Raw genomic sequence first — 25,672 nt, 5'->3', positions numbered from 1 at the left:
GGCGGTTGTTGCCCCGCAGGCTCAACTTACCATCGGTGATGAGGCGGCAGCCGGGCTGCCGCATTTTTTCTATGCCCAATGAATTTGAACAAGCGATTGCAGCCCTCCACAGTGAAGGAGTGATCGCCTATGCCACCGAGGCCGTGTTTGGCCTGGGTTGTGATCCCGACTCAGAATTGGCGGTGCAGCGTCTGCTGGCCATCAAGCAGCGTCCGGTGGAAAAGGGCTTGATCCTGATTGCCGCCGATCTGGCGCAGTTGCAGGAATATATTGATGTGAGCCAACTCAGCGCCGAGCAGTTGGCCCGAGTAGAGGTCAGCTGGCCCGGCCCTTTCACCTGGATCATGCCTGCCCGTTCTACGACGCCAACTTGGCTGACAGGGCAGTTTGACACCCTGGCTGTGCGGGTGACGGCTCATCCTCAGGTGCAGGCTCTGTGCCGGGCCTTCGGCAAGCCACTGGTCTCCACCAGTGCCAACCTGACCGGTGAGCAGCCTGCCCGTCGGGTAGCTGATATCGGCGAGGCGCTGGCAGGCCAGCTGGCCTATCTCCTGCCCGGCGAAGTTGGGGGCCAGGCCAATCCTTCCGAGATCAAGGACGCCAGAACCGGCGCCATCATTCGCCCCTCCTGAGCGGGTGGATACGTCATGATTTGCCATCAATCCGCTGAGCGGTGAGCTCACCGGATTGATTCAACTATAAAAATGGACAGGGCGTTCACGATCCTGCCTGACTGGAGACAAGATGAGCAAACCGGACGTGGCCGAGGTCAAGGCCTTCCTGTTGCAGTTGCAGGACGAGATCTGCCGTGGCCTGGAGCAGGCCGACGGCAGTGGACACTTTGTGGAAGATGCCTGGAGTCGTGAAGGCGGTGGCGGCGGTCGCACCCGCGTGCTGCGCCATGGCGCGGTGATCGAGCAGGGAGGCGTCAACTTCTCCCATGTCTATGGCGATGCCATGCCTGCCTCTGCTACGGCCCATCGCCCCGAGTTGGCCGGTCGCAAGTTCGAGGCTATGGGTGTGTCGCTGGTGATCCATCCGCACAACCCCTATGTGCCGACCAGCCATGCCAACGTCCGCTTCTTCATTGCCGAGAAGGAAGGCGAAGAGCCGATCTGGTGGTTTGGCGGTGGCTTCGATTTGACTCCTTTCTACCCGTTTTCTGAGGATGTCCAGCACTGGCATCAGGTCTCCCGTGATCTATGCCAGCCGTTTGGTGATGAGATCTACCCCGAGTTCAAATCCTGGTGCGATCGCTACTTCTTCCTCAAGCATCGCAACGAGACACGGGGGGTGGGCGGCCTCTTCTTCGACGATCTGAATCGCTGGCCTTTTGCTGACTGCTTCGCCTTCATGCAGGCGGTAGGTCGGGGTTATCTCGATGCCTACCTGCCGATCATCGAACGACGCAAGGCACTGGCCTATGGCGAGCGGGAGCGGGAGTTCCAGCTCTATCGTCGCGGTCGTTACGTGGAGTTCAATCTAGTGTATGACCGGGGTACCCTGTTCGGGTTGCAGACCGGCGGACGTACCGAGTCGATCCTGATGTCGATGCCACCGCTGGCCCGCTGGGAGTATGACTGGCAGCCGGAAGCGGGCAGCCCTGAGGCCTTGCTCTACACCGATTACCTCACGCCGCGAGAGTGGCTGTGACCCGAGGGGGCATGATGGCCCCTTTTTACTGGCCGATATTCGGCTTGTTCCTGAGTGCGAAAACCCGTTAAATCGGAATATTGCCCTCTGATGGAACTCCTTGATGGATCGTTATCTGGTTTTTGGCCACCCGGTGCGCCACAGCAAATCCCCTTTTATCCACACCCTGTTTGCCAGGCAGACCCAACAAGAGATGGAATATGGTCTGGCCGAACCCGCCATCGACGATTTTGCCACGACCCTGCGCGCCTTCTTTGCGCAAGGGGGCAAGGGGTGCAATGTTACCGTTCCTTTCAAGGAGCAGGCATTCGCGCTGGTCGACAGGTTGAGCCCAAGGGCCAAACGGGCGGGTGCCGTCAATACCATCAAGCTGACCGACGACGGCGTACTGCTGGGGGACAATACCGATGGTGCCGGTCTGGTGGCGGATCTCAAGGCCCACGGCGTGACCCTGGCGGGCAGCCGGATCCTGCTGCTGGGCGCTGGGGGCGCCGCCCGTGGCGCCCTGGCGCCCTTGCTGGCCGAACATCCGGCCGAGCTGGTGATTGCCAACCGCACTCACGCCAAGGCGGAGCAACTGGCGGCCGAGTTTCATGATCTGGGGGTTGTCACGGCCCAGCGCTATGAGCTGCTGGAGGGGGTGTTCGATCTCGTCATCAACTCCACCTCCGCCAGTTTGCAGGGGGAGTTGCTGCCGCTCCCTCCGACGCTGATCCACGCCGATATTGCCATCTACGACATGATGTATGGTGCCTCGGATACCCCCTTCATCGGCTGGGCCAGACAACAGGGGGCCTGCCAAATCATGGATGGGCTGGGCATGCTGGTCGAACAGGCGGCAGAGGCCTTTACCGTGTGGCGCGGAATCCGGCCAGGGACTAAACAGGTATTGAGAGAACTGAAACGAAATCTGGGGACCCTATGAACCAAGGCATACTGTTTCCCGAGCTGGCGGACTGGCAACCGCACGAACAGCGGATCCATTTCCCGGCCCAGCAGAGAGGGGCTCTGGTCGATTGTTACATCAGTCGCCGGCGTCTGGAAAAGATGACTGGTCTCTCCCTCATCAGGGAGGAGGACATACTGCGTGCCTTCGAGAGTGTGCGCTTCGACATCGAAGATATGGCTGAGAAACTCATTGAAGAACAAGGGTTTGCAGAAGATGGTGCCATCTACCTCTAAATTTTTTAGTTTTTTCTCAAAGCAGCGGAACTTGTGTGGAATGCCGCTGACTAACTAGATAGTTGAGGAAGTGCTAGCTAGTCACCTTTATAACTCCCCGGTATTCGTACTGGGGATTTTTTTATCTATATGAAAAATAAAGTATTTTATGTAATTCATTTTTAGTGAAACTAAATTACATAAATTACTTTCACTTTATGCTGCTTTGCTATACAGTTAGCAACGTAGGGTACAGAGGTAAGATGTTCTATCTTTCAGACCTTTTATTTCACGTAATTGAATGTGGCTGAATAGCAGCCCCGATGAGTATTCGTCGGGGTGTTTTTTTATGTGCAGCATTTAGAGTAAATGCTTTAATGTTGCCAGATATTTGTTAGAATGAAGGAGCTTCTTGAGGAATATCAGTCGTCTTTGTTCTCAAGATTTAGCTTCTTCCCAATTTTTGAACTGATTGTTTCAGGCCGATACTGCACAAGTGGTACCGGCCTCATTTTTATCCCTTCCTTCTATTTGCATGTAATAAAATTTCATTTTTGTACTTATTCAGTGATGCGCCTTCTATTTGATGGCAGAAATCTGAAAACGTTGCCATTGAGATGAAAAGTTAATTAATAATGGTAATTAACTTTTCATCTCATTGTTAAAAAAGGCTTTTATCAAATTTTCTTGAGGAAAGGTATAGGCGGGTATCGAGGGTTGGCGGGACGTCATCAAACTGAAAGTCTTTCAATCAGCGGAGGGTCAACTCCGCCAATTGCAAGAAGAGGATAGCAATATGATGGAGGAATGCATTATTCCTCGATCTGCTCTTGCTCATCACCTTCGGCGATTTCGTCTGCCCCGGCCAGATACCAGCCAGACAGGGTCTGGGCCAGTTTTTCCACCCCGATATTGTTGAGGGAGGAGAAGGCTTCTACCTGGATCTGCGGGCCCAGGTCGGCAATGGCCTGACGAACCTTGATGACTTGATTGTTGCGGGGACCCGGGCTCAGCTTGTCCGCCTTGGTCAGCAGCAACATGACCGGCAGTTCACGGTGGGAGCTCCACTCCAGCATGTTCATGTCGGTATCTTTGAGCGGGTGACGGATGTCCATCAGGATCACCAGGCCTTTCAATGACTCACGACGCTGCAGGTATTCTGCCAGTGACTTTTGCCACTTGAGCTTCATTTCCAGCGGTACTTGTGCATAACCATAGCCCGGCAGATCGACAAGACGCTTGCCAGGTTCCAGTTCAAACAGGTTGATCAGCTGGGTGCGGCCCGGGGTCTTACTGGTACGAGCCAGGTTCTTGTGCTTGGTTAAGGTGTTCAATGCAGATGACTTACCGGCATTGGAACGGCCGGCAAACGCAATCTCGACACCCCCATCATTTGGCAGGTGGCGGATGTCGGGTGCGCTGGTCACAAAATGCACCTTATTGAAATTCAGAGTTTGTGTATCCAACGTAAATTCCCCATAGAGATAGAGGGTTATAGAGTTACTTTTTTGTGAAATCGTGTAAAATGGCGTCGCTTAAACGCGTTTATTTTAACATGCCTTCAGCGGCATGGGATCTGGAAGCCTAATAACGAGAAGTTGGAACGCCATGAAGAACCTAGTCATTACTCTTGCTCTGATGGTTGGCGTAACGGGGATGGCACAAGCCAAGGGCGATGCCGCTGCGGGACAATCCAAGGCTGCCGTGTGTGCGGCTTGTCATGGACCGGACGGAAACAGCCTTGTCGATATGTATCCCAAGATTGCTGGTCAGCACGCATCATATATCAAAAAGCAGTTAGTTGAACTGAAGGCTGCAGCTTCTGGCCAAATTGGTCGGGTTGCGCCCATCATGGGGCCAATGGCTCTCCCCTTGTCCGACCAGGACATGGAAGACCTTGCTGCCTACTTCTCCAGCCAGAAGGTAACACCGATTGCGGTGCCTGATGACGCTGTAGCAGCGGGTAAAGCGCTCTATATGGGTGGTGACATGAGCCGTGGTCTGGCTGCTTGTACCGCTTGTCATGGTCCGCGGGGCTCGGGTGTCGAGCAGGCCAAATATCCGAGCCTGTCCGGCCAACATCCTGCTTATATCAAGGCTCAGCTCACCGCATTTCGTGCGGCTGCCCGTGATAACGACCCCAATGGTATGATGCGGGACGTTGCCAAGAAGCTAACCGATCAGGATATAGAAGCATTGTCCAAATACGTGGCCGGTTTGCACTGATAGCGCATGATGATGTACCCCATTGCTATTAACGAGGAGCCACCGGCTCCTCGTTTCTTTTTGGCCTTTAACTCCATTTGGCCAATTTTTTCTCGCATTGTTGTAAGAGATCCCCCATTCATTGGCCTGGCCAGGGCTTAAACTTTTTTCAAATAGTGTTTAGTAATTCATTAATTTCAATATGTTAAATGGTAATAAGCAATTTATCTCCGTTTGAAAACGTTCTTGGTGGATTGAGTCGTTTTATTAAGTTGATACAGTGGATGCATGGAGTAGCCCATGGGGCAATTCACGACCGGGATGTTGTGAAGACAGGATGTCGAGACGGCGGGATGCCACAGGACCACGCAAGTGACAGGCAAAGGATTGAAATACCAGGATGGTGACTGCTCAGGAAGAGCGGGGCTGCGGGATGCAACCACCCCAGAGTGATGGCCGGAGGCCGTCTCCATGGGTCAAGCAAGCACACGCACATTCAGGAACGACCATTAAGGTCAGGACGACCATATACAAAGATATGATGCGCAGAGGTATCACCACGGACAGGGTGATTTGCAGCCAGGGATGGGACTCGCATAAACATATCGAGGCAGCTTCGGCTGCCTTTTTTCTTTTGGGTCATTAACCCGATTAGCCATTCTGTGTCAAAATACCAGCAACATGCCCAGAGGATACCGATCCTGCGGTGTTCAGAGGCCAGAAATGGTCGGGTTGGTGCAGGATCCCGCTCTTGTTTCTGATCCACTGTCCCCCGTGTCAGTATCCTCCCCGGATGGTCTCATCCCGGGTGCGGCTTCAATCCAGTTATTTGTCGGAGTCAGTCATTCATGTCGGCTAAACAACCCAATCGCAAGCCTACCGGCAAGCGCAAAGAATCAGATGCCAGTGCCCTGGAAGGCCGTGAGCGCAAACGCGCCGCCAAGCGTAAGGGCTTGAAGGCGGGCTCCCGCCAGCAGGCAGAACAGTCCAGCAACAAGAATGGCAAGCAGGCCAAGGATCCGCGTATCGGCTCCCGCAAGCCCATCGCGCTGATCGTGGAAGAGAAGAGCGGCAAGCCGGTTGCGCCCAAGCCGGTAAAAGAGAAGAAGCTGGTGATGACGCCTGAGCAGGAGCTGGCCGCTATCGAGAATGATGATCGCCTGAACGATCTGCTGGATCGCCTCGATGCCGGCGAGACCCTGGAAGCCGCCGAGCAGACCTGGGTTGACCAGCGTGTCGATCGCTATCAGGAGCTGATGGATGAGCTTGGCATCATAGACAACGATGATGACGAAGACGACGATGGTTCCTTCGACGATGCCGGCTATGACGAGCCGAGCCAGCCCGCCTCCGAAGAGGAGCTGTGGGACCGCTTCACCCAGGTTGACTATCAGCCAGAGCCCAAGCCTGAGCCGAAGAAAAAGTGATGAGTGGATGGATGCTGGCCGCCCTGTTGGGCGGCCTGATTTTGCTGGGGCTGGCCGTGTATGCCGGTACCCTGCTGGCCCGTCTCAAGCGCCAGCGTGATATGCAGATGCAGGCCGTTGCGGCCCGCAATGAGCGTATCCTCGACAGCGTGCGGGTGATTGCCCATGCGGTGCGGGACGGTCAGTGTGACTACTCCGAAGGCGCCATCCGGCTGACCAATTTGCTGGATGCCTTGCAGATCCAGGGCGGTCGGGCCTTTGCCAGCGAATTTCCGGGTTTGTACAGTCTCTATGAGAAGGTGAAAGAGATGCCGACTCATGAGGCGAGACGGGCCCTCAAGCGCAATGAAGTGATGAAGATGGATCTCGAACGCAGTGGCTATGAGGCCGAGCTGGAGGCGCAGATCCTCAAGGATGTGGCCCAACTGAAGGATTTTCAGTTAAGCCGGTGAGCCGATAACAAAAAGAGGAAGCAAGCGTGCAAGCAGAACAGATTGTGTGGGATCAGGCCCTGATCGAAAAATATAACTACAGCGGCCCGCGCTACACCTCCTATCCCACTGCGCTGGAGTTCAACGAGCACTTCGGCTATCCGGACTTCGTTCACGCCGCAGGCCAGTATCCGGCGCGCAACCTGTCTCTCTACGTGCACATCCCTTTCTGTCACAAGCTCTGCTACTACTGCGGCTGCAACAAGGTGATCACTCGTCATCAGCACAAGGCCGATCAGTACCTCGACTATCTCGAGCAGGAGATCAAGGCCCAGGCTCCCCTGTTCAAACACCGGCTGGTGACCCAGTTGCACTGGGGCGGTGGCACGCCCACCTATCTTGACGAAGCCCAGACTCGCCGCCTGATGGCCATATTGCGCGAGCACTTCCAGTTCGCGGACGAAGGCGAGATCAGCATCGAAGTGGATCCGCGGGAGATTGAGCTCACCATGCTGGATGTGCTGCGTGAAGTGGGGTTCAACCGCATCAGCCTCGGCGTGCAGGACTTCAACAAGGCAGTGCAGGTCGCGGTCAATCGCGAGCAGGATAACGACTTCATCCGCGCCATGCTGGAGCGTGCTCGCGAACTGGGCTTTCGCTCCACCAACCTGGATCTCATCTACGGCTTGCCGCACCAGAATCGTGACAGCTTCCACCACACTCTGGAAGAAGTGCTCAAGACGGATCCGGCCCGTCTCTCCATCTTCAACTATGCCCATCTGCCGAGCCGTTTCGCCGCCCAGCACAAGCTGAAAGAGGAAGACATGCCTGCCCCCCGGGAGAAGCTGGCCATGCTGCAGGACACCATCGCCTTTCTCACCGGTCAGGGTTACCAGTTCATCGGCATGGATCACTTCGCCAAGCCCGATGACGAGCTGGCAGTGGCGCAGCGTGAAGGCAAGCTGCACCGCAACTTCCAGGGCTATACCACCCAGGGGGATTGTGATCTGCTGGGGCTGGGGGTTTCCTCCATCAGCATGATCGGCGACGCCTACTCCCAGAACCAGAAAGAGCTCAAGACCTATTACGCCCAGGTAGAAGCACTGGGTCATGCCCAGTGGAAGGGGTGCTCCCTCAATCAGGACGATCTGATCCGCCGCGAGGTGATCAAGCGTCTCATCTGCGACTTCAGTCTGAACTTCGCCGCCGTCGAGCAGGCTCATGGTCTGGTCTTCAAGGAGTACTTCGCCGATGATCTCAAGCTGTTGCAGACCTTTGTCGACGACGGTCTGGTGCGCATGAGCGATGATGGTCTGGAGGTGGTCTCCACCGGCCAGCTGCTTATTCGCAACATCTGCATGTGTTTCGATGTCTACCTGCGCAACAAGGCGCGCCAGCAGCAGTTCTCCCGGGTGATCTGAACCGGCAGCTCGGCGCTGAAGATAAAAAAACCGCCTCTCGGCGGTTTTTTTATGAGGTAAGCAAATGGTTCAGGGCTCAGCGGCTGGCGGCGCGGGCGCTCAGTTCAGCTTTCTCGCCATCGCTCAGGAAGGCCAGGGTCAGGCCGTTTTGCTGGGCGGTGCGGATCTCGCTCGCCGTCATACCGGCGGCCGGGGCGGCCACTTCATATTCGTGGGGCAGATCTATGCCTTCCACCGCCGGATCGTCCGTGTTGAGGCAGGCCAGCACGCCGGCGGCCAGGAACTGGCGGATCGGGTGCTCGGTCAGACTTGCCACCGTGGTGGTCTGGAGGTTGGAGGTGAGGCAGGATTCGATGCCGATGCGGTGCTCCGCCAGATAGGCCATCAGACGGGGATCCTGGATCGCCTTGACGCCGTGGCCGATACGCTCGGCGCCCAGATCGCGGATGGCTTGCCACATGCTCTCGGGGCCGGCGGCTTCGCCTGCGTGCACTGTGACGCGCATGCCCGCATTGCGTACCTTGCGGAAGTGGTCGACAAAGAGCTCGCCCGGGAAGCCCAGCTCGTCACCGGCCAGATCGATGGCGACCAGCTTGTCACGATGGGCCAGACAGGCTGCCAGCTCCTGATTACACTGCTCGGTGCCGAAGGTGCGGCTCATGATGCCGATCAGGTTGGCCTTGATGCCGAAGTCGCGGCTGCCGGCGGCCACGCCGTCGATGATGGCTTCCACCACGCCCTGTGGGTGCAGCTTGTGCGCCATCGCCATGTAGGCCGGGCTGAAGCGCAGTTCGGCATAATCGATACCTGCGTGCAGCAGATCTTCCACGTTCTCGTAGGCGACCCGGCGGCAGGCGTCGTAATCGGCCAGCACGGCCACGCCCCAGTCCAGTTTCTTCAGGAAGGCGACCAGACTCGGCTCATTCTCGACGATCTGCACGTGGGGGCGCAGTGCCTCCAGCTCAAAGGCTGGCAGCTGGATATTGTGCTGACGTCCCAGCTCGAGGATGGTCTGCGGACGAATGTTGCCGTCCAGATGGCGGTGCAGGTCGGTCAGGGGGAGAGATCTGTCAATCATGGTGACGCCTTCTTCGAGTCGGGTTTGAAAGCCTGTCATTCTAGGCAGGGCTCTCAAAAAAGATACCCCGTTTGAAATCAAACGGGGTCTTATTGGTCAGCGATTTGCCAAGGCGTGATGGGAATCGTTTTTCCAGAGGACTCAGGAGAGGTCGAGTTCCTTCAGCTTGCGAGTCAGGGTGTTGCGACCCCAGCCGAGCAGGCGGGCGGCCTCCTGTTTGTGGCCGTGGGTGTGATCCAGTGCCGTCTCCAGCATGATCCGCTCGAACTGGGGCAGGGCATCGGCCAGGATATCGGTCTCCCCCAGCGCCAGCTTAGCGGCGACCCAATCCTGCAACTGCTGCTGCCATCCGCCGGACAGGGCCGGCTGGCCCGGCTCGGCCGTGCTGGTGATGGGGGTCAGCAACTCGGCGGGCAGATCCCCGACCAGCACTTCCTGGCCAGAGGCCATCACGGTCAGCCAGCGGCAGACGTTCTCCAGCTGGCGCACGTTGCCCGGCCAGGGCAGGCGGCTGATGTAGGCCTGGGTGTCCGGGTGCAGGCTCTTGGCCTCCACGTTCAGCTCCTTGGCGGCACGCAGCAGAAAGTGCTGAGCCAGCTGGGGTATGTCCTCGCGGCGCTCCTTGAGGGCGGGAATGTGGATGCGGATGACGTTGAGGCGGTGGAACAGATCTTCCCGGAATTCGCCGTCGGCGACCCGCTTCTCCAGATTCTGGTGGGTGGCAGCGATGATCCGCACATCCACCTGCACCGGTTGATGGCCACCGACCCGGTAGAACTGACCGTCGGCCAACACTCGCAATAGCCGGGTTTGCACGTCGAGCGGCATGTCTCCTATCTCGTCGAGAAACAGAGTGCCACCGTCGGCCTGCTCGAAGCGGCCGTGACGGATGTTGTTGGCACCGGTGAAGGCCCCTTTCTCATGGCCGAACAGTTCCGATTCGATAAGGTCTTTCGGGATGGCTGCCATGTTGAGGGCGATGAAGTTTTTGTGGGCGCGGGGGCTGTGCTTGTGCAGCGCATGGGCGACCAGCTCCTTGCCGGTACCGCTCTGGCCGTTGATCAGCACAGAGATGCTGGAGCGTGACAGCCGGCCTATGGCGCGGAATACCTCCTGCATCGCTGGCGCCTCACCGATGATCTCGGGTGTGGCGGTGGCTTCTTGCTGACGAGACTTGCGCTTGGTGCGCTGCTCTTTCAGGTGATTCTCGGCGCGGCGCACCAGGGTCACTGCCTCGTCAATGTCGAACGGCTTGGGCAGGTATTCGAAGGCACCGCGCTGGTAGGCGTTGACCGCGCTGTCCAGATCCGAGTGGGCGGTCATGATGATGATAGGCAGATCGGCCTGGCGGCGGTGGATCTGCTCCAGCAGGCTGAGGCCGTCTATCCCGGGCATGCGGATATCTGAGAGGATTACGTCCGGCGAGCGCATCTCGAGCGAGCTAAGCAGGGCCTCACCGTCAGCAAAGCTTTCGCACTCGAAGCCTTCGCTGCCGAGGGTGCGTTCAAGCACCCAGCGGATAGAACTGTCGTCATCGACGATCCACACTTTTGCTGTCATGACGTTCCCTTATTTGCGAAGCGGTAGAAAGATGGTGAATTCGGTGTGGCCTGGCCAGCTGATGCAGTCGATGCGCCCCTTGTGCTGATCGATCAGGTTCTGGGCGATGGAGAGACCGAGCCCCGTGCCTCCCTCCTTGCCGGTGATCATGGGGTAGAAGAGGGTATCGCGGATGGCATCGGGAATGCCGGGGCCGTTGTCGATGATCTTGATTTCGGCCGTCAGTCGATAGCGCTGGCCGTGGATGGTGATCTGGAAGGCGGTGCGGGTCTTGATGCGGATAAGCCCTGTCTGCTCGCCTATGGCCTCGGCGGCGTTACGCACCATGTTGAGAAACGCCTGCTGCAGCTGATCCGGCTCCATCTCGAATTCCGGAATGCTGGGGTCGTAATCCCGCTCTATGCGGACCGTCGGCGGCAGCTCCAGCTCCACCAGACGGCGTACCTGCTCCAGCACAGAGTGGACATTGTGCATCTGGTGACGACCCGGGCGCTGGGGACCGAGCAGACGATCGACCAGCACCCGCAGCCGGTCGGCCTGCTCTATGATGATGCCGGTGTATTCACGCAAGGCCGGATCCGGCAGCTCTTTTTGCAACAGCTGGGCTGCGCCGCGCAGGCCGCCGAGCGGGTTCTTGATCTCGTGGGCCAGACCGCGCACCAATTCCTTGGCCGCCTGCTGCTGGGCATGTTGTTGCAGCTCCTGGCTGATCTTCTTTTGCTGATCAATCTTGCGCAGCTCCACCACCATCAAGCGTTGTTCATGGTCGGCGAGCGGGCTCACGCTCATCTCTACCAGTCTGGGTTCTCCTTCTACCACCAGAGTCACTTCGCTGTCGGTGAAGCCTTGCCCCGAAATGAGGCACTGCTTGAGGCGTTGCAGATCGAGGGAGATGTGTTCCAGCAGATGGGGCAGCTCGATCCCGATCAGCCGGCGCTGGCTGAGGGAGAGCAGTTGTTCGGCCGCCGGGTTGACGAACTGGATGCAGAGCCGCTCATCCATCAGGATGACGGCGGTCAGCAAGTTATCGAGCAGTATCTTGGCTTGATCCGGGCGGGTTGGCACAGGTTTCTCCCTAAAACGGTGCTATACACCAGTAACGCACCAAAGTGGTGCATTTAGTCTACCCATATCGATGCGCAGGATCACCCCTTGTTGGGGAGCGGGGTCACTTTTGGTGCCGGATTGAGGCTGGCCCGGTGCAGGTAGAAGGTGACAACCCTGGATTTAGCAAGGATCGTACCGTCTTTGGCCAGCAGCTCGAGTTGGGCCTCGTGCGCACCGCGATCCAGGTTCTCGACCCGAATGGCCAAGCCGTTGTGGACCATGGGGGCGGCCTTGCCATCCAGCGTCAGACGGACGTCGTATTGGGTCGGCGCTTTCGGGCTGATCTGCCCCTGGAACACCACGTTGCCAGTATTGTCGCGCAGCGTGCTGCCCTGTTCTGGTGAGAGCAGCTCGATCACCAGCTTGGCCGCTTCTTTCTCTTTCTTGGCATCGACGCCGGTCAGGCTGTTGAAGTTGTCCACCTGTACTGAGCGCGGCGAGCTGCCAGTGAGAGGCGCAACCCGCAGATCAACTTCCTTGGCCTTCTGGCCGGGGGGCGGGGCATCCGTGTAGTGGACAACACCCTTGCTGTCGGTCCAGGAGTACACCTTGGCGGCCTGAGCCCCCATGCTCGCCAGCAGCAGACTCAGTGCCCATATGGGGTATGTGTTTCTCATCCATCTCTCCTTGACGGGATTTTGCTTAATCCTACCAGAGAAAAAACCCGCCTGTTGGCGGGTTTGGTCAAGTTCTGAGCTGTGGTCCGGATTAAACGGAGTAGTACAGTTCAAACTCCAGCGGGTGCGGGGTCATGCGCACGCGGTCAACATCCTGCTGTTTCAGTTCCAGGTAGGAGTTGATGAAGTCATCGCTGAATACACCACCGCGGGTCAGGAACTCGCGATCGCTGTTCAGTGCGGCCAGAGCTTCGTCCAGAGAGCCTGCAACGGTCGGCACTTCGGCGGCTTCTTCCGGCGGCAGGTCATACAAGTTCTTGTCCATGGCATCGCCCGGATGGATCTTGTTGATGATGCCGTCCAGACCGGCCATCAGCTGGGCTGCGAAGGCCAGGTACGGGTTGGCAGCCGGATCCGGGAAGCGCACTTCGATACGACGGGCTTTCGGGCTCGGCACTACCGGGATACGAATGGAGGCTGAACGGTTGCGGGCAGAGTAGGCCAGCATGACAGGGGCTTCATAACCCGGCACCAGACGCTTGTAGGAGTTGGTGGTCGGATTGGCAAAGGCGTTGATGGCCTTGGCGTGCTTGATGATACCGCCGATGTAGTGCAGTGCCATCTCGGACAGGCCGCCGTACAGGTCGCCGGCGAACAGGTTGACGCCGTTCTTGGCCAGGGACTGGTGGCAGTGCATGCCGGAGCCGTTGTCACCGAACATGGGTTTCGGCATGAAGGTGACGGTCTTGTTGTAGGCGTGGGCCACGTTGTGGATAACGTACTTCAGCACCTGTACTTCATCCGCTTTCAGGGTGAGGGTGTTGAAACGGGTTGCGATCTCGTTCTGACCGGCGGTCGCCACTTCGTGGTGGTGAGCTTCAACGACCTGGCCCATCTCTTCCAGCACCAGACACATGGCGGCGCGGATGTCCTGGGAGGAATCAACCGGTGCAACCGGGAAGTAACCGCCTTTCACGAACGGACGGTGGCCCTTGTTGCCGTGCTCATACTCGGTACCCGAGTTCCAGGCGGCTTCTTCAGATTCGATTTTCACGAAGCTGTGGCCCATGGTGTTCGAGAAGGTGATGTTGTCGAACATGAAGAATTCCGGCTCCGGCCCGAACAGCACGGTGTCAGCGATGCCGCTGGCTTTCAGGAAATCTTCGGCGCGCTTGGAGATGGAGCGCGGATCGCGGTCATAACCTTGCATGGTAGCCGGTTCCAGCACATCACAGACGATGTTCAGCGTGGTCTCTTCGGTGAACGGATCCAGCTTGGCGGAGGCTGCATCCGGCATCAGTACCATGTCAGACTCGTTGATGCCTTTCCAGCCGCCGATGGAGGAGCCATCGAACATCTTGCCGTCTTCGAAAAAGTCTTCGTTGACTTGGTGGGAAGGGATGGATACGTGCTGCTCTTTACCCTTGGTGTCGGTAAAGCGCAGGTCAACAAACTTGACTTCGTGTTCCTGGATCAGGGCCAAAACGTTCTGGGCTGACATGCTAAGTAACCTCCGGTGTTAAAACTCTTAGGGTGAATGCGTCATCACATTCACATAAGCCAGTATCGTGCCAAGTTTGTGACAGCTTGATTTCAGGGCATTTGCGACTATAAGCCAGCCCCAAGACCTGCCATCTCAGCGCGTTACGCCTCAAAGTAGTGCAACAGTGGATCGTTTTGGTGCACTAAAATGGTGCGCAGTATACGGTCAGCCCCCATCTAAGCAGGCTTTGAACGGAAGGTCCATGATCCCGATCCTTTGTTCTGCGTGAATGAACTGCAATTCTGCTAGGCAGATCACAAAGGCGAGAGTACAATTAGCGCCCAATTTTACCCGGTGATTGAGGCGAGAATGTTAGAGAATTTACGCAATATTGCGATTATTGCGCACGTAGACCACGGCAAAACTACCCTGGTTGATAAGCTGCTGCAGCAGTCTGGAACCCTGGACCGTACCACTGATGGTCAAGAGCGTCTGATGGATTCCAACGATCTGGAAAAGGAACGTGGTATTACCATTCTCGCCAAGAACACTGCGATCCGCTGGAACGACTACCGCATCAACATCGTTGATACACCGGGTCACGCCGACTTCGGTGGTGAAGTAGAGCGCGTCATGTCCATGGTCGACTCGGTGCTGCTGCTGGTTGATGCTGTTGACGGCCCTATGCCGCAGACTCGTTTCGTGACTCAGAAAGCCTTCGCTCAGGGTCTGAAGCCGATCGTGGTCATCAACAAGATCGACCGTCCGGGTGCTCGTCCTGACTGGGTAATGGATCAGGTATTCGACTTGTTTGACAACCTGGGTGCCACCGATGAGCAACTGGACTTCAAAGTTGTCTATGCCTCTGCACTGAACGGTTGGGCCACCATGGATCAGGACGTTGAGTCCGACAACATGGAACCCCTGTTCCAGGCCATCGTTGACAACGTCGAGCAGCCGAAGGGTGACCCCGCCGGTGCCTTCCAGATGCAGATCTCCCAGCTGGACTACAACTCCTACGTGGGTGTTATCGGCATCGGCCGTATCAGCCGTGGTCGCGTCAAGACCAACCAGCAAGTCACCGTCGTTGGTGCCGATGGCAAGACCCGTACCGGCAAAGTCGGTCAGGTGCTGGGCTATCTGGGTCTGTCCCGTACTGAAGTTGTTGATGCGCAAGCGGGCGACATCATCGCCATCACAGGTCTGGGTGAGCTGAAAATCTCCGACACCATCTGTGACAACGGCGCCGTTGAAGCCCTGCCGCCGCTCTCCGTTGACGAGCCGACTGTGAACATGACCTTCCAGGTCAACACCTCACCGTTCGCCGGCAAAGAAGGCAAGTTCGTGACCTCCCGCAACATCCTGGAGCGTCTGCACCAAGAGCTGGTCCACAACGTGGCCCTGCGAGTGGAAGAGACCGAAGATCCGGACAAGTTCCGCGTATCCGGCCGTGGTGAACTACACCTCTCCATCCTGATCGAAAACATGCGTCGCGAAGGCTACGAGCTGGCGGTATCCCGTCCGGAAGTTATCCTGCGTACCGTGGATGGCGTTCTGCACGAACCGTTTGAAACTGTGACCGTCGACGTGGAAGAGATCCACCAGGGCTCTGTCATGGAGCAACTCGGCCTGCGCAAGGGCGAGATGACCAACATGACCCCGGATGGCAAGGGCCGTGTCCGTCTTGACTTCATGATCCCGAGCCGTGGCCTGATCGGCTTCCAGACCGAGTTCCTGACCATGACTTCCGGTACCGGTCTGCTGTACCACACCTTCGACCATTACGGTCCGCACAAGGGTGGCAGCATCGGCGAGCGCCAGAACGGCGTGCTGATCTCCAACGCCACCGGCAAGGCTCTGACCTTCGCCCTGTTCGGCCTGCAAGACCGCGGTCGTCTGTTCATCGGTCACGCGACCGAAGTGTACGAAGGCCAGGTGATCGGTATCCACTCCCGTTCCAACGACCTGACAGTGAACTGCCTGAAGGGCAAGCAGCTGACCAACATGCGTGCCTCCGGTACTGACGAAGCCCAGGTGCTGACTCCGCCGATCCGCATGACCCTGGAACAGGCTCTCGAGTTCATCGACAACGATGAGCTGGTAGAGATCACGCCCAAGGCCATTCGCATTCGTAAGAAACTGCTGACCGAGATGGATCGCAAGCGCGCCGGTCGTGCTTGATATCTGTTCATCGACAGACAGAGAGAGGCCTTCGGGCCTCTTTTTTTATGCCTGCCCGCAGGTGTATCGTCGGTCCTGTTGCCCGAACGGAGTGTACTGAACCTGCCCATGGGTGGCCAAATGGCCATACAATCTGACACAATGCCTGCATGATGAAGACATTGGGAATCACGATGCAGCAGAAATTCGGTGGCCGTCTCGGCCATGCCCTCTCCTTTGTGCGCCACGATGGTAGCCACTTCGCCCAGTTTGTCTGGGGCCGTTTCCAGCAGGACAGGCTGACGGTGACCGCCGGTTATCTGGCCTATGTCACTCTGCTCTCCCTGGTGCCCATGATCGCCGTGGTGTTCGGCATGATGTCCGCCTTTCCCGTGTTCCAGACCCTGAAACAGGCGATGGAGCAGTTTGTCTATCACAACTTCGTACCCACCGCCGGCGAGATGCTCAAGGAGTACATAGACGGCTTCGTGGCCAACGCCACCAACACCACGGCGGTCGGGATCGGTGCCCTGATCGTGGTGGCGCTGATGCTTATCTCGGCCATCGACAAGAACCTCAACTACATCTGGCGCTCGACCCAGAGCCGGCCAATGGCCCAGGCCTTCGCCATGTACTGGATGATATTGACTCTGGGGCCCGTGCTTATCGGTGCCAGCATCGCCATCTCCTCCTACATTTTCTCGCTGCGGCTGTTTGGGGCCGAGAGCCTGTTCGGCATCGGCTATCTGCTGCTGCGTGGCTTGCCATTCCTCTTCTCTGTGCTCACCTTCCTGCTGGTCTATACGGTGGTGCCCAACTGCAAGGTACGGTTGATACACGCCTTCATCGGCGCCTTGGTGGCGGCCACCCTGTTCGAGCTGGCCAAGCGTGGATTTGCCATCTACATCACCAACTTTCCCTCCTATCAGGCCATCTATGGTGCCCTGGCAACCATTCCGATCCTGTTTGTCTGGGTTTATCTCAGCTGGTTGGTGGTGTTGCTTGGCGCAGAAACCACCGCCTGTCTCGGCGAATATGAGCGGCCTGCCTCAGAAGAGCTTGCTTGAGCCTTGTTGTTGGCATCGGCGACCAGACTGTTTGTCTGGGCCTATGCGGATTGCCTCAGCTGGTTGGTGGTGTTGCTTGGCGCGGAAACCACCGCCTGCCTCGGTGAATATGAGCGCCCCACCTCAGAAGAGCTGGCTTGAGCCATCACCTTGTAAGCCGTTTTATTGATAGCATTGATGACCGTCCTGAGAGGCGGTCATTTTGTTTGAAGAGGAGAGGGATGTGATTGCACTGATTCAGCGGGTCAGCGAGGCCAGCGTAACGGTAGAGGGAGAGGTGACCGGGGCCATAGGCCAGGGGCTGCTGGTGCTGCTCGGGGTGGAGCAGGGGGATGACGAGGCCAGAGCCGACAAGCTGCTGCACAAGGTGAGCGGCTATCGCATCTTCTCCGACGAGAACGGCAAGATGAACCTCAACGTGAGTCAGGCCGGCGGCAGTCTGCTGGTCGTCTCCCAGTTCACCCTGGCGGCGGATACCAAGAAAGGCATGAGACCCGGCTTCTCTGGCGGCGCCCATCCGGTCGAGGCCGAGCGGCTGTACGACTACTTCGTGGCGCAGGCAACCGCCGGCGACATACCGACCGAGACAGGCCGCTTTGCCGCCGACATGAAGGTGGCGCTGGTCAATGACGGCCCGGTGACCTTCTGGCTGCAGGTGCAGGTCTGAGAGGGAGCTTCAGCAGGGGATAACCGGGAGCGTTGGGTCTAGGCGAGGTGGCGCGGGATGGCGTGCAGGATCACGTTGATGTAGCCGGGCACGGGGTGCGCCTGGGTGGGGCCAATCCACTCCTCGGCCAGCATGAGTGCCTGCTCCAGTTCTCTGTGGGTGCGCGGCAGCAGGTTGATGATGAGAGGGCCGCGCAGACGGGCGGCCAGAGTCTGATAGAGTTGATGCTGGAACAGCAGCAGGGGGTTGCCATCCTGGCTGAACAGGTCGAGCAGTGCGAAGTCATAGGTGTCGTCGCGGGCCAGCAGGAAGGCGAGGGCATCGGCGTGGTGCAGGTGCAGCGCCCGATCAGCGGGCTCCGCCGGGTGGCGGAAGAACGCCTGAAACAGGGTCAGCACCTCTTCATCCAGATCCACGCAGTCATGCCGAGCCTCGGGCCAGCGTACCCCCAGGTGGCGGGTGAGATCACCGCCGCCCAGCCCCAGTTCCAGCACCCGGGTAGCCGTCACCGGCAACAGACTGGCGATGCACTGCTGATGGGGCAGGCAGAGGCTGGCCGGTTGGGCGAGGGACATGGCCGACTGCACCACGCCGTCTATCTCCAGCCAGCGATGATGGGCATTTTCCAGTATGGAGAGGCGCCGTTCCGGCTTGGCGCTCAGGTGCAATAAGTGGTCGGCTTGGTACGCTTGCAGATTGAAGTCCATGAATTTGCACGGCAAGATGGTTTTCGACCAGTGTAACTCAAGGATGGAACTATGTACCGGGTGGTCACTCCTCAAACGGCAGCAGAGCTGGACGCTTACTACCCGCTGCGCTGGGAGGCATTGGTGCGCAAGCCCTTCAATCTGTCCGTCGGCGCTAACTCAAGGATCGCTTTATGTACCGGGTAGTCACTCCTCAAACGGCAGAAGAGCTGGATGCTTACTACCAGCTGCGCTGGGAACTGCTGCGTAAACCCTTCAATTTACCCGTCGGTTCCGAGCGGGACGAATACGATACCGTTGCTATTCACCGGCTGATGCTGGCGCCTGACGGCACGCCGATCGCCGTCGGCCGGTTGTTTGTCGGTGGCGATGAGGCCCAGATCCGTTTCATGGCGCTGCGCCCCGAGTTTCGTGGTCAGGGGCTGGGTGCCCGCATGGTGCAGGATCTTGAACAACTGGCCTGCAGCGAGAAGGTGAAGCGACTGGTGATGAATGCTCGCCAGGAGGCGGTGGAATTCTATCGCAAGTGCGGCTTCCTCGAGGTGGGGGAAGGTCCGGTCTCCTTCGGCCGCATTCCACATCGCCAGATGATCAAGTCCCTCAGCCCCTTGCAGACCATCCAGTATCGTCCCGAGTGGTGCCAGGACCTGACCACCCGCTGGTCACGAGGCATCCCCATCAGCGAGAAGATGGGGGTACACATCACCCACTACGACGGCCAGACCTTCCATCTCAAGGCCAATCTGGCGGCCAACCTCAACGTGCACGACACCATGTTTGCCGGCAGCATCTACAGCCAGTGCGTGCTGGCGGGCTGGGGCCTCATCTGGTTGCAGCTCAAGGAGGCGGGACTGGTAGGGGATACGGTACTGGCGGAGGGAAACATCAAATATTACCGCCCGGTCAACGAGGAGCCGGAGGCGCGGGTCGCCCGTGAGGGAATGCCCGCCGTGCTCGAGCCGCTGAAGGCCGGTGAATCCGCCAAATTCAGCCTCAAGATCAAACTGTTCAGTGGTGACAAGCTGGCGGTTGAGTTCCTCGGCCACTACGTGGTGCAGCCCATCAAGCGGCCCGGTCAGCCGGCCTGAGGTCTTTTTCCTTGCTGGATGGCAACAAGGCCTCGTGATGAGGCCTTGTTCGTTTTACTGCGTGGGCGCTTTGGTGGGCTGTGCCGGTCGCCAGAGCGGGCTGTTGCGCCCTTGTGCCGGATAGCGTACCCCCACCTCCCAGTCACAGGATGCCTGTTTGGTCGGGAACTCCCAGTTCAGCACAGGGGCATCGATCGGCCCGCGCCACCGGCCGATCAGCTCGGCGCAGCGCTGGCCGTTGAGGATGCCCAGATCCAGCTGCCACTGCTCATTGACCAGATCGACGCTGCCTTGCACCCCCAGCAGGTGGGTGATGGTGGAGGCGCCCGCCTGCTCGATCTTCAGCTGGCCCTGCGCCACCTTGCCCTGCAGCTTGATACGATAGAAAGGGGTATCGCCCTCCTGCATCGCTTGCCACAGTTCGGTCGGGGTGAGCGTCGGCGGCGCCGCCTGTTTGAACCATTGATCCAGCAGAGGATCTATCTTCACCTTGTCCCAGAAGGGCTCGGTGGCATCGAGTGCAATGTTCCCCTGCAGGGAGCTGCGCCAGGCGCCCGGTGTGCCGCCGTGCAGCGCCTGAAGGTCGGCGCTCAAGTCCGCTTTGCCGGCGAAGGAGACGGGAGAGTGCAGCAGCTTGCTCCACTGCACCAGATCCAGTTTTTCGCCCTTGAGCTGCAACCGGCTGGTCTGGCCCGGTTCGCGCCCCCACTGGCCGCTCAGACTTAGGCTGCCTTCATCCGGCAGCGAGCTGGTCAGCTTGTTGAGCTGCCAGGAGCCGGGAGTCAGCTCGCCATCCAGTTCACCATTGCGGGCGCTGAGACCGTCCCACACCAGTTCGAACCACTGGCTCTCTATCCTGGCCCGGCCAAGCAGGGGCTCGGGCTGCTGGCCCCGCAGACCGAGATCGGTCAGATAGAACTGCCAGCCGGTCAGCGACAGCGGCAGGGTATCGTCGAAGGAAAGCACCTTGAGCTTGTCGAAGGCCAGCTTGCGGATGTCGATCTGCTGCGGGCGCCAGCTCTGCCAATCCTGCCACCACCCTTCGGGCAGGCTGATATCCATGCCGCTCAGGGCCATGTCCTTGAGGGTCAGCTTCTGCTGCTGGGTATCGAGAGAGAGCTCCAGATTGAATTCGCCTTCGTAGGCCTTGCCCTGTACCTCGGCCTCGATCTGTTGAGGCGAGAAGGAGACTTTGCCCTGGAGTGCCTCCAGTTGAAACAGTCCGCGCCCGAGATCGCCGAGAGTTCCCGAGAAATAGCCCGTGGGCGTGTTGCCAGCCTGCCAGCTGAAGGTCGTCAGCTGGCCGTTGAAGTTGTTGAGGGAGAGCTCCTGCTCGATGTTGTTGAAGCTGAGATCCCGGATCTGGCCTAGATCCAGGCTGACCTGGCGTAGGGGGAGCTCGGTTTTGGCAAGGGGCCCCCACTCGATCCGCATGCCCTGGGTTTTCAGATTGTTCAACCGCAGGCTGCGGGCGGGCCAGTCCAGCACCATGCCGGTTTCGAGCAGGCCGTCGAACAGGTTGGCGGTCAGCTTGTCGGCGCTCAGTACCTGACCTTCCAGCCGCCCCTTGAGGCCGAGGCGAGAGAGGGCAAAGGCGGGGGTTGCCAGCTCATTGATGTTGAGGCTCAGGTTGGCTTGGGGCGGTCGCACCGGATTGAGCAACTGCCAGTCGCTCAGGGTGGCGTTGAGGCCGCGCAGGGTCAGCCCGTCGCTCTCCAGGCTGAGCCGGTCTATGGTGCTGTCGACGATGGTGAGGGAGTGCACCGGCAGGTTCGGCAGCTGGTTGGGCAGCGGCAGCTTGATGGCCGGGCGAATGAGATCGAGATGGGCGATGCGTACATCCCGATTCAGCCAGTCGATGCTTTCTATCTCGAGATAGAGCTTGTCGAGGGTCACGGCGTTGCCGTAACTCACCTGCTCGGCCAGCAGGGTATAGGGGTGCAGCGGGTTGAACACCAGCCGCCCTATGGTGACCGGCACCCCTGTCTGCTGACTGATCCAGCTGGCGATGGGTCCCTTGGCCCGCTCCGCATCGAACAGGCCGAGGCCGATCCAGACAAACAGCAGCAGGAAGGCAAATGTATAGAGCAGGCCGCGTAGCCAAGAATTCATGGGTGCTTTCCTCCTGTGTTCTAGGGATCGTTGTCAGGCGTTGGAGTAGTGGTCTCGCAGACCCAGCCAGCGGCGGATCAAGGGGTCGACATGAGCGGGATGCCGGTCCATCAGGAAGCGGGCCATTCTCTGTACTTGCGGGATGAGCGGTTGATCCCGCACCAGGTCGGCGATCTTGAGATCGGCAAGCCCGGTCTGGCGGGTGCCGAGCAGTTCTCCTGGTCCACGCAGCTCGAGATCGCGCTGGGCAATCAGGAAGCCGTCGTTGGTTTCCCGCAATACCCCAAGCCGGCTCTGGGCCGTCTTCGACAAGGGAGCATGATAAAGCAGCACACAGTGGGAGGCCACCGCCCCGCGACCGACCCGGCCGCGCAACTGGTGCAGCTGGGCAAGCCCGAGCCGCTCCGGGTTTTCGATGATCATCAGGCTGGCGTTGGGCACGTCCACCCCGACTTCAATGACTGTGGTGGCGACCAGCAGCTGCAAAATGCCCGCCTTGAACTCCTCCATCACCCCCTGCTTCTCGATGGGGCGCATCCGGCCATGCACCAGCCCGATATGCAGGCCGGGCAGCTGGTTTTGCAGCTCGGCGGCGGTATCCTCGGCAGCCTGGCACTCCAGTACCTCGGACTCCTCGATCAGTGTGCAGACCCAGTAGGCTTGTTTGCCCTCCTGACACGCGAGCTTGACCCGCTCGATCACGTCGCCGCGACGGCTGTCCGGCAGGGCGACCGTGGTGATGGGGGTACGACCCGGTGGCAGCTCGTCGATGACGGAGGTGTCGAGATCGGCATAGGCGGTCATCGCCAGGGTGCGGGGAATGGGGGTGGCGGTCATGATGAGCTGATGGGGATGCACACCCTCACGCTCGCCTTTTTCGCGCAGGGCGAGCCGCTGGTGCACCCCGAATCTGTGTTGTTCATCGATGATGACCAGCGCCAGACGCTGGAACACCACCTGCTCCTGGAAGATGGCGTGGGTGCCCACCACCATCTTGACGCTGCCGTCGGCGATGGCGGCAAGCTGAGCCTCCCGTGCCTTGCCCTTCTGTTTGCCCGCCAGCCAGCCGACTCCGATACCGAGCGGTGCCAGCCAGTTGCCGAAGTTGATGGCGTGTTGCTCGGCCAGCAGCTCGGTCGGGGCCATCAGCCCCACCTGGCAATCGTTGCCGATGGCTTGCAGCGCCGCCAATGCCGCGACCAGCGTCTTGCCTGAACCCACGTCCCCCTGCACCAGCCGCATCATGGGGTAACTGCGTTGCAGATCCTGGCCGATCTCGGCCACCACCCGGTTCTGGGCGCCGGTGGGGGTGAATGGCAAGGCGCCGAGCAGTTGGCCGACCAGCGTTGGCGCTGGCTTGAGGGCGCGGGCCAGCTGGGTTTGCGCCTGGGCTCGGACTTTCAGCACCGAGAGGTTGTGGGCCAACAGCTCTTCCAGCACCAGTCGCTGCTGGGCCGGGTGCTGGCCGCTTTCGAGCAGCGCCAGCGCCACCGAGGGGGGCGGGCGATGGAGCAGGCGCAGGGCGGCGGCCAGTTCGATCTGCTGGGGATAGAGGCCGGCGGGAAGCAGCTCCTCCACGCCGTAGAGATCGAGCTGAGCCAGCGCCTGATCGGTGAGGTTGCGCAGGGTGAGCTGGCGCAGCCCTTCAGTGGTCGGGTAGACGGGGGTGAGTGCCTCTTCGGTCTGGCCGGCTTGTTCTTCGCCGAGCAGCTTGTACTCGGGGTGGGCCATCTCGAGCCCGTATTTGCCGGGCCGTACCTCGCCGAAGCAGCGGATCAACCGGCCCTGGCCCAGGCTGTTTTTCTGGGCTGCGGTGAAGTTGAAGAAGCGCAGGGTCAGGGTGCCGGTGCCGTCGCTGATGCGACAGACCAGCATGCGGCGACGCCCCATCACCAGCTGAGTGTCCTGGATTTCGCCCTCGACGGCGCCGTGCAGGCCGGGCGGCAGATCGCCGATGGGCCACACCTGGGTACGGTCCTCGTAGCGCAAGGGGAGGTGGAACAGCAGATCCTGTACCGTCGCCAGCCCCAGCCGCTCGAGTTTCTCCTGCATCTTGCTGCCGACACCCTTGAGGCTGTCGAGGGAGATTTTATCCAATTTCATCAATTAGATGCCCGAAAACACTGTAAATATGTCCAGATGATAGGGGTTGTTGATGGCTCGATGCAAGCCGCGTTGCTGTGAGCCGGGCCGGTTGGGTGGCTGAAAAAAGGGGGTGGCCGCATGCGACAAAGGCCTGCCGAAAAACGGGAGGCCTTTGTTGCTGCTGCCTGAGGGCGGAAGCGGGCGCGATGCACCCGGGCGTCAGATGATGCGCTTGAGCAGTATATGGGCCTTGACCCTGTGGATCCGGGCCAGCAGCTTGCGCACCTGTTCCGGGTAGTCCTTGATCTGCTCAATCTGATCGAAGTGGCTGATCCGCTTGGTGTTGGCGAGTATGTTCTCCCGCTCCCCGTGGAACTGGGCACGCAGGTGATGGCGACGATCGTACACCAGCAGGCCGTTCTCCAGGTCCAGCGCCCAGGCGCGGGGGTTCAGGTTGTTGCCGGTGAGCAGCGCCCACTCGTCATCCACGAAGATACCCTTGAGGTGGTAGGAGTTGCGCTCGCAGCACCACAGCATCAGGTTGAGACGGCCGGCATCGATGTGATGCTGGTTGCGCTCGGCAAACTTGCGCAGATTGGTCTCGTACAGATAGGGCAGGCCGCCGATGGTGGAGAATTTCTCCTCCGGCGGGATGAAGAAGTCGTTAGCCGTCTTGTCGCCCACCACGATCGTCACCTTGCAGCCGCGCTTGAGCAGGGTCTCGATGTCCTTGTTCAACTCCTTGGGCGGGTTGAAATAGGGAGTGCAGATGAAGATCTCCCGTTCGGTGGCGCGCACCAGGGTACGGATCATCTTGTTGAGCTGATTACCCCGTTTGCCCAGCCCCGTCATCGGGGTGATGGCGATCTCCTGGCTGTTGACCGGCATGCTGTCGAAGCGGTACTGACCCAGGCGCAGGCTGTGCTTGAAGCGGCGGATAGGCCCCTTCAGCTGCTTGGCGCTGGGAATGTCGCTGCGATCCAGTCGTTGCACCGCCTCGCTCTTGAGGAAGAGATCGTCCACATAGTTGACCATGCAGCGTGTCAGCTCAGGGCTGGTGATCTGGTGGTAACGGTCGAAACGGTAGCGATCCTGCTGATGCAGGTAGATGTCGTTGAGGCTGGCACCCGAGTAGAGCAGGGTGTCATCAAAGATGAAGCCCTTGAGGTGCAGCACCCCGAGCAGCTCGCGCCCCTTCACCGGCACGCCGTAGATGGCGATCTGGTGCTCGTGGCGGGCGGCCATTTCCTGATACATCAGGTGGTTGCCCCCCTGCTTGCCTTTGCCGATCAGGCCGCGCTGGGCGCGGTGGAAGTCCACAAAGACCTTGATGTCGAGGGTCGGGTTGCGCTGCTTGGCGGCGTAGAGGGCGGACAGTATTTCCCGTCCCGCGTCGTCATCCTGCAGATATAGGGCTACCAGATAGATGCGGTGAGTCGCGCTGGCGATGAGCGAAAGGATCCGGCTCTTGAAGTCCCTGGCGCTGTTGAGCACCTGAAACTGATCTGCGGCGACGGCGATCTGGGGCAGACGAGCCAACAGCTGTCGATAATGTGCCGATGAATACATAGAGAAACCTGAAATCACTGCGTTAAGCGTTCCACTCGGAGCGATGGATAGGCGATTCTAGCAACCTCGACCTG

At 59.1% G+C, this 25,672-nt stretch carries 22 protein-coding genes and 1 pseudogene; 13 read left to right on the top strand and 10 right to left on the bottom strand.

Annotated elements, in window-relative coordinates; genetic code table 11:
• Window positions 1-71: 71 nt before the first annotated feature.
• The 4 genes from ACW5XD_RS15095 (at window position 72) to ACW5XD_RS15080 (ending at window position 2,835) form a co-directional block, all read left to right on the top strand.
• Window positions 72-632, top strand: a complete 561-nt coding sequence (locus tag ACW5XD_RS15095; RefSeq protein WP_456495547.1) for a Sua5/YciO/YrdC/YwlC family protein — start codon at window positions 72-74, stop codon at window positions 630-632.
• 112 nt (window positions 633-744) lie between these two features.
• A complete protein-coding gene (gene hemF, locus ACW5XD_RS15090; protein ID WP_456495546.1) occupies window positions 745-1,653 on the top strand; it encodes an oxygen-dependent coproporphyrinogen oxidase in 909 nt (302 codons plus the stop codon).
• 103 nt (window positions 1,654-1,756) lie between these two features.
• Window positions 1,757-2,578 (top strand): shikimate dehydrogenase, encoded by an 822-nt coding sequence (gene aroE / locus ACW5XD_RS15085; RefSeq protein WP_456495545.1) that lies wholly within the window; start codon window positions 1,757-1,759, stop codon window positions 2,576-2,578.
• Window positions 2,575-2,835 (top strand): DUF1488 domain-containing protein, encoded by a 261-nt coding sequence (locus ACW5XD_RS15080; protein ID WP_456495544.1) that lies wholly within the window; start codon window positions 2,575-2,577, stop codon window positions 2,833-2,835. The genes aroE and ACW5XD_RS15080 overlap by 4 nt, the downstream gene beginning before the upstream one ends.
• A 791-nt stretch (window positions 2,836-3,626) precedes the next feature.
• Here ACW5XD_RS15080 and yihA read toward each other — a convergent pair.
• The gene (yihA, locus tag ACW5XD_RS15075) at window positions 3,627-4,280 is read right to left on the bottom strand and encodes a ribosome biogenesis GTP-binding protein YihA/YsxC (RefSeq protein ID WP_042033919.1); all 654 of its coding nucleotides are present in this window, start codon (window positions 4,278-4,280) and stop codon (window positions 3,627-3,629) included.
• A gap of 142 nt (window positions 4,281-4,422) precedes the next feature.
• On the opposite strand from yihA, the gene ACW5XD_RS15070 reads away from it, so the two are divergent.
• The 4 genes from ACW5XD_RS15070 to hemN all read left to right on the top strand — a co-directional run bounded on the left by ACW5XD_RS15070 (window position 4,423) and on the right by hemN (window position 8,298).
• Window positions 4,423-5,040 carry a c-type cytochrome gene (locus tag ACW5XD_RS15070; RefSeq protein WP_456495543.1) on the top strand — a complete coding sequence of 206 codons (618 nt, stop codon included), beginning with the start codon at window positions 4,423-4,425 and terminating at the stop codon, window positions 5,038-5,040.
• Window positions 5,041-5,867: 827 nt separating this feature from the next.
• Window positions 5,868-6,446: a Der GTPase-activating protein YihI gene (gene yihI, locus ACW5XD_RS15065; protein ID WP_042866913.1), complete on the top strand. Its 579-nt coding sequence runs from the start codon at window positions 5,868-5,870 to the stop codon at window positions 6,444-6,446.
• Window positions 6,447-6,457: 11 nt separating this feature from the next.
• Window positions 6,458-6,898 carry a DUF2489 domain-containing protein gene (locus ACW5XD_RS15060; RefSeq protein ID WP_456495577.1) on the top strand — a complete coding sequence of 147 codons (441 nt, stop codon included), beginning with the start codon at window positions 6,458-6,460 and terminating at the stop codon, window positions 6,896-6,898.
• Window positions 6,899-6,924: 26 nt separating this feature from the next.
• Window positions 6,925-8,298, top strand: coding sequence for an oxygen-independent coproporphyrinogen III oxidase (gene hemN / locus ACW5XD_RS15055; protein ID WP_456495542.1), 1,374 nt, complete (start codon window positions 6,925-6,927; stop codon window positions 8,296-8,298).
• A gap of 76 nt (window positions 8,299-8,374) precedes the next feature.
• On the opposite strand, the gene add is transcribed toward hemN, so the two are convergent.
• The 5 genes from add to glnA all read right to left on the bottom strand — a co-directional run bounded on the left by add (window position 8,375) and on the right by glnA (window position 14,161).
• The gene (gene add / locus ACW5XD_RS15050) at window positions 8,375-9,376 is read right to left on the bottom strand and encodes an adenosine deaminase (RefSeq protein ID WP_456495541.1); all 1,002 of its coding nucleotides are present in this window, start codon (window positions 9,374-9,376) and stop codon (window positions 8,375-8,377) included.
• Between the two features lie 141 nt (window positions 9,377-9,517).
• Window positions 9,518-10,936: a nitrogen regulation protein NR(I) gene (glnG, locus tag ACW5XD_RS15045; RefSeq protein WP_456495540.1), complete on the bottom strand. Its 1,419-nt coding sequence runs from the start codon at window positions 10,934-10,936 to the stop codon at window positions 9,518-9,520.
• 9 nt (window positions 10,937-10,945) lie between these two features.
• Complete coding sequence (glnL, locus tag ACW5XD_RS15040) at window positions 10,946-12,001, bottom strand: nitrogen regulation protein NR(II) (protein ID WP_456495539.1); 1,056 nt, start codon at window positions 11,999-12,001, stop codon at window positions 10,946-10,948.
• A gap of 80 nt (window positions 12,002-12,081) precedes the next feature.
• Window positions 12,082-12,660, bottom strand: a complete 579-nt coding sequence (locus ACW5XD_RS15035) for a DUF4124 domain-containing protein (protein ID WP_456495538.1) — start codon at window positions 12,658-12,660, stop codon at window positions 12,082-12,084.
• Window positions 12,661-12,751: 91 nt separating this feature from the next.
• A complete protein-coding gene (glnA, locus tag ACW5XD_RS15030; RefSeq protein WP_456495537.1) occupies window positions 12,752-14,161 on the bottom strand; it encodes a glutamate--ammonia ligase in 1,410 nt (469 codons plus the stop codon).
• A 351-nt stretch (window positions 14,162-14,512) separates the two neighbouring features.
• Between glnA and typA the strand changes: the two genes are divergently transcribed.
• The 4 genes and pseudogenes from typA to dtd all read left to right on the top strand — a co-directional run bounded on the left by typA (window position 14,513) and on the right by dtd (window position 18,037).
• The gene (typA, locus tag ACW5XD_RS15025) at window positions 14,513-16,324 is read left to right on the top strand and encodes a translational GTPase TypA (protein WP_456495536.1); all 1,812 of its coding nucleotides are present in this window, start codon (window positions 14,513-14,515) and stop codon (window positions 16,322-16,324) included.
• Between the two features lie 173 nt (window positions 16,325-16,497).
• On the top strand, window positions 16,498-17,370 hold the full coding sequence (locus ACW5XD_RS15020) for a virulence factor BrkB family protein (RefSeq protein WP_456495535.1): 873 nt from the start codon (window positions 16,498-16,500) through the stop codon (window positions 17,368-17,370).
• A 9-nt stretch (window positions 17,371-17,379) separates the two neighbouring features.
• Window positions 17,380-17,511 (top strand): annotated as a pseudogene (locus ACW5XD_RS15015) (virulence factor BrkB family protein); the annotation flags it as partial.
• Window positions 17,512-17,593: 82 nt separating this feature from the next.
• Entirely contained in the window at window positions 17,594-18,037 is a 444-nt protein-coding gene (gene dtd, locus ACW5XD_RS15010) for a D-aminoacyl-tRNA deacylase (protein ID WP_456495534.1), read from the top strand.
• A gap of 38 nt (window positions 18,038-18,075) precedes the next feature.
• Here the strand turns inward: dtd and ACW5XD_RS15005 are convergent, their stop codons facing one another.
• Window positions 18,076-18,744, bottom strand: coding sequence for a spermidine synthase (locus ACW5XD_RS15005; protein ID WP_456495533.1), 669 nt, complete (start codon window positions 18,742-18,744; stop codon window positions 18,076-18,078).
• Between the two features lie 173 nt (window positions 18,745-18,917).
• Here ACW5XD_RS15005 and ACW5XD_RS15000 point away from each other — a divergent pair, with 173 nt between their 5' ends.
• A complete protein-coding gene (locus ACW5XD_RS15000; RefSeq protein ID WP_456495532.1) occupies window positions 18,918-19,832 on the top strand; it encodes a bifunctional GNAT family N-acetyltransferase/hotdog fold thioesterase in 915 nt (304 codons plus the stop codon).
• A 54-nt stretch (window positions 19,833-19,886) separates the two neighbouring features.
• Here ACW5XD_RS15000 and ACW5XD_RS14995 read toward each other — a convergent pair whose 3' ends face one another.
• From ACW5XD_RS14995 to pssA, 3 genes are all read right to left on the bottom strand, one after another.
• Entirely contained in the window at window positions 19,887-21,944 is a 2,058-nt protein-coding gene (locus ACW5XD_RS14995) for a membrane assembly protein AsmA (RefSeq protein ID WP_456495531.1), read from the bottom strand.
• A 33-nt stretch (window positions 21,945-21,977) separates the two neighbouring features.
• Window positions 21,978-24,047, bottom strand: coding sequence for an ATP-dependent DNA helicase RecG (gene recG / locus ACW5XD_RS14990; protein ID WP_456495530.1), 2,070 nt, complete (start codon window positions 24,045-24,047; stop codon window positions 21,978-21,980).
• A 201-nt stretch (window positions 24,048-24,248) separates the two neighbouring features.
• On the bottom strand, window positions 24,249-25,598 hold the full coding sequence (gene pssA / locus ACW5XD_RS14985; protein ID WP_456495529.1) for a CDP-diacylglycerol--serine O-phosphatidyltransferase: 1,350 nt from the start codon (window positions 25,596-25,598) through the stop codon (window positions 24,249-24,251).
• Between the last annotated feature and the right edge of the window lie 74 nt (window positions 25,599-25,672).

Source organism: Aeromonas enterica (genome assembly GCF_054052465.1).
This window is presented reverse-complemented; position numbering and strand designations above follow the sequence as displayed.

What these genes read in the sequence shown, in the direction of transcription:
- aroE (WP_456495545.1), top strand. Translation starts at nt 1,757, where the DNA reads ATGGATCGTTATCTGGTTTTTGGCCACCCGGTGCGCCACAGCAAATCC.
- pssA (WP_456495529.1), bottom strand. Translation starts at nt 25,598, where the DNA reads ATGTATTCATCGGCACATTATCGACAGCTGTTGGCTCGTCTGCCCCAG.
- ACW5XD_RS15020 (WP_456495535.1), top strand. Translation starts at nt 16,498, where the DNA reads ATGCAGCAGAAATTCGGTGGCCGTCTCGGCCATGCCCTCTCCTTTGTG.
- glnA (WP_456495537.1), bottom strand. Translation starts at nt 14,161, where the DNA reads ATGTCAGCCCAGAACGTTTTGGCCCTGATCCAGGAACACGAAGTCAAG.
- ACW5XD_RS15035 (WP_456495538.1), bottom strand. Translation starts at nt 12,660, where the DNA reads ATGAGAAACACATACCCCATATGGGCACTGAGTCTGCTGCTGGCGAGC.
- add (WP_456495541.1), bottom strand. Translation starts at nt 9,376, where the DNA reads ATGATTGACAGATCTCTCCCCCTGACCGACCTGCACCGCCATCTGGAC.
- yihI (WP_042866913.1), top strand. Translation starts at nt 5,868, where the DNA reads ATGTCGGCTAAACAACCCAATCGCAAGCCTACCGGCAAGCGCAAAGAA.
- ACW5XD_RS15060 (WP_456495577.1), top strand. Translation starts at nt 6,458, where the DNA reads ATGCTGGCCGCCCTGTTGGGCGGCCTGATTTTGCTGGGGCTGGCCGTG.
- recG (WP_456495530.1), bottom strand. Translation starts at nt 24,047, where the DNA reads ATGAAATTGGATAAAATCTCCCTCGACAGCCTCAAGGGTGTCGGCAGC.
- ACW5XD_RS15070 (WP_456495543.1), top strand. Translation starts at nt 4,423, where the DNA reads ATGAAGAACCTAGTCATTACTCTTGCTCTGATGGTTGGCGTAACGGGG.
- hemF (WP_456495546.1), top strand. Translation starts at nt 745, where the DNA reads ATGAGCAAACCGGACGTGGCCGAGGTCAAGGCCTTCCTGTTGCAGTTG.
- typA (WP_456495536.1), top strand. Translation starts at nt 14,513, where the DNA reads ATGTTAGAGAATTTACGCAATATTGCGATTATTGCGCACGTAGACCAC.
- ACW5XD_RS15000 (WP_456495532.1), top strand. Translation starts at nt 18,918, where the DNA reads ATGTACCGGGTAGTCACTCCTCAAACGGCAGAAGAGCTGGATGCTTAC.
- glnG (WP_456495540.1), bottom strand. Translation starts at nt 10,936, where the DNA reads ATGACAGCAAAAGTGTGGATCGTCGATGACGACAGTTCTATCCGCTGG.
- ACW5XD_RS15080 (WP_456495544.1), top strand. Translation starts at nt 2,575, where the DNA reads ATGAACCAAGGCATACTGTTTCCCGAGCTGGCGGACTGGCAACCGCAC.
- ACW5XD_RS15095 (WP_456495547.1), top strand. Translation starts at nt 72, where the DNA reads ATGCCCAATGAATTTGAACAAGCGATTGCAGCCCTCCACAGTGAAGGA.
- ACW5XD_RS15005 (WP_456495533.1), bottom strand. Translation starts at nt 18,744, where the DNA reads ATGGACTTCAATCTGCAAGCGTACCAAGCCGACCACTTATTGCACCTG.
- ACW5XD_RS14995 (WP_456495531.1), bottom strand. Translation starts at nt 21,944, where the DNA reads ATGAATTCTTGGCTACGCGGCCTGCTCTATACATTTGCCTTCCTGCTG.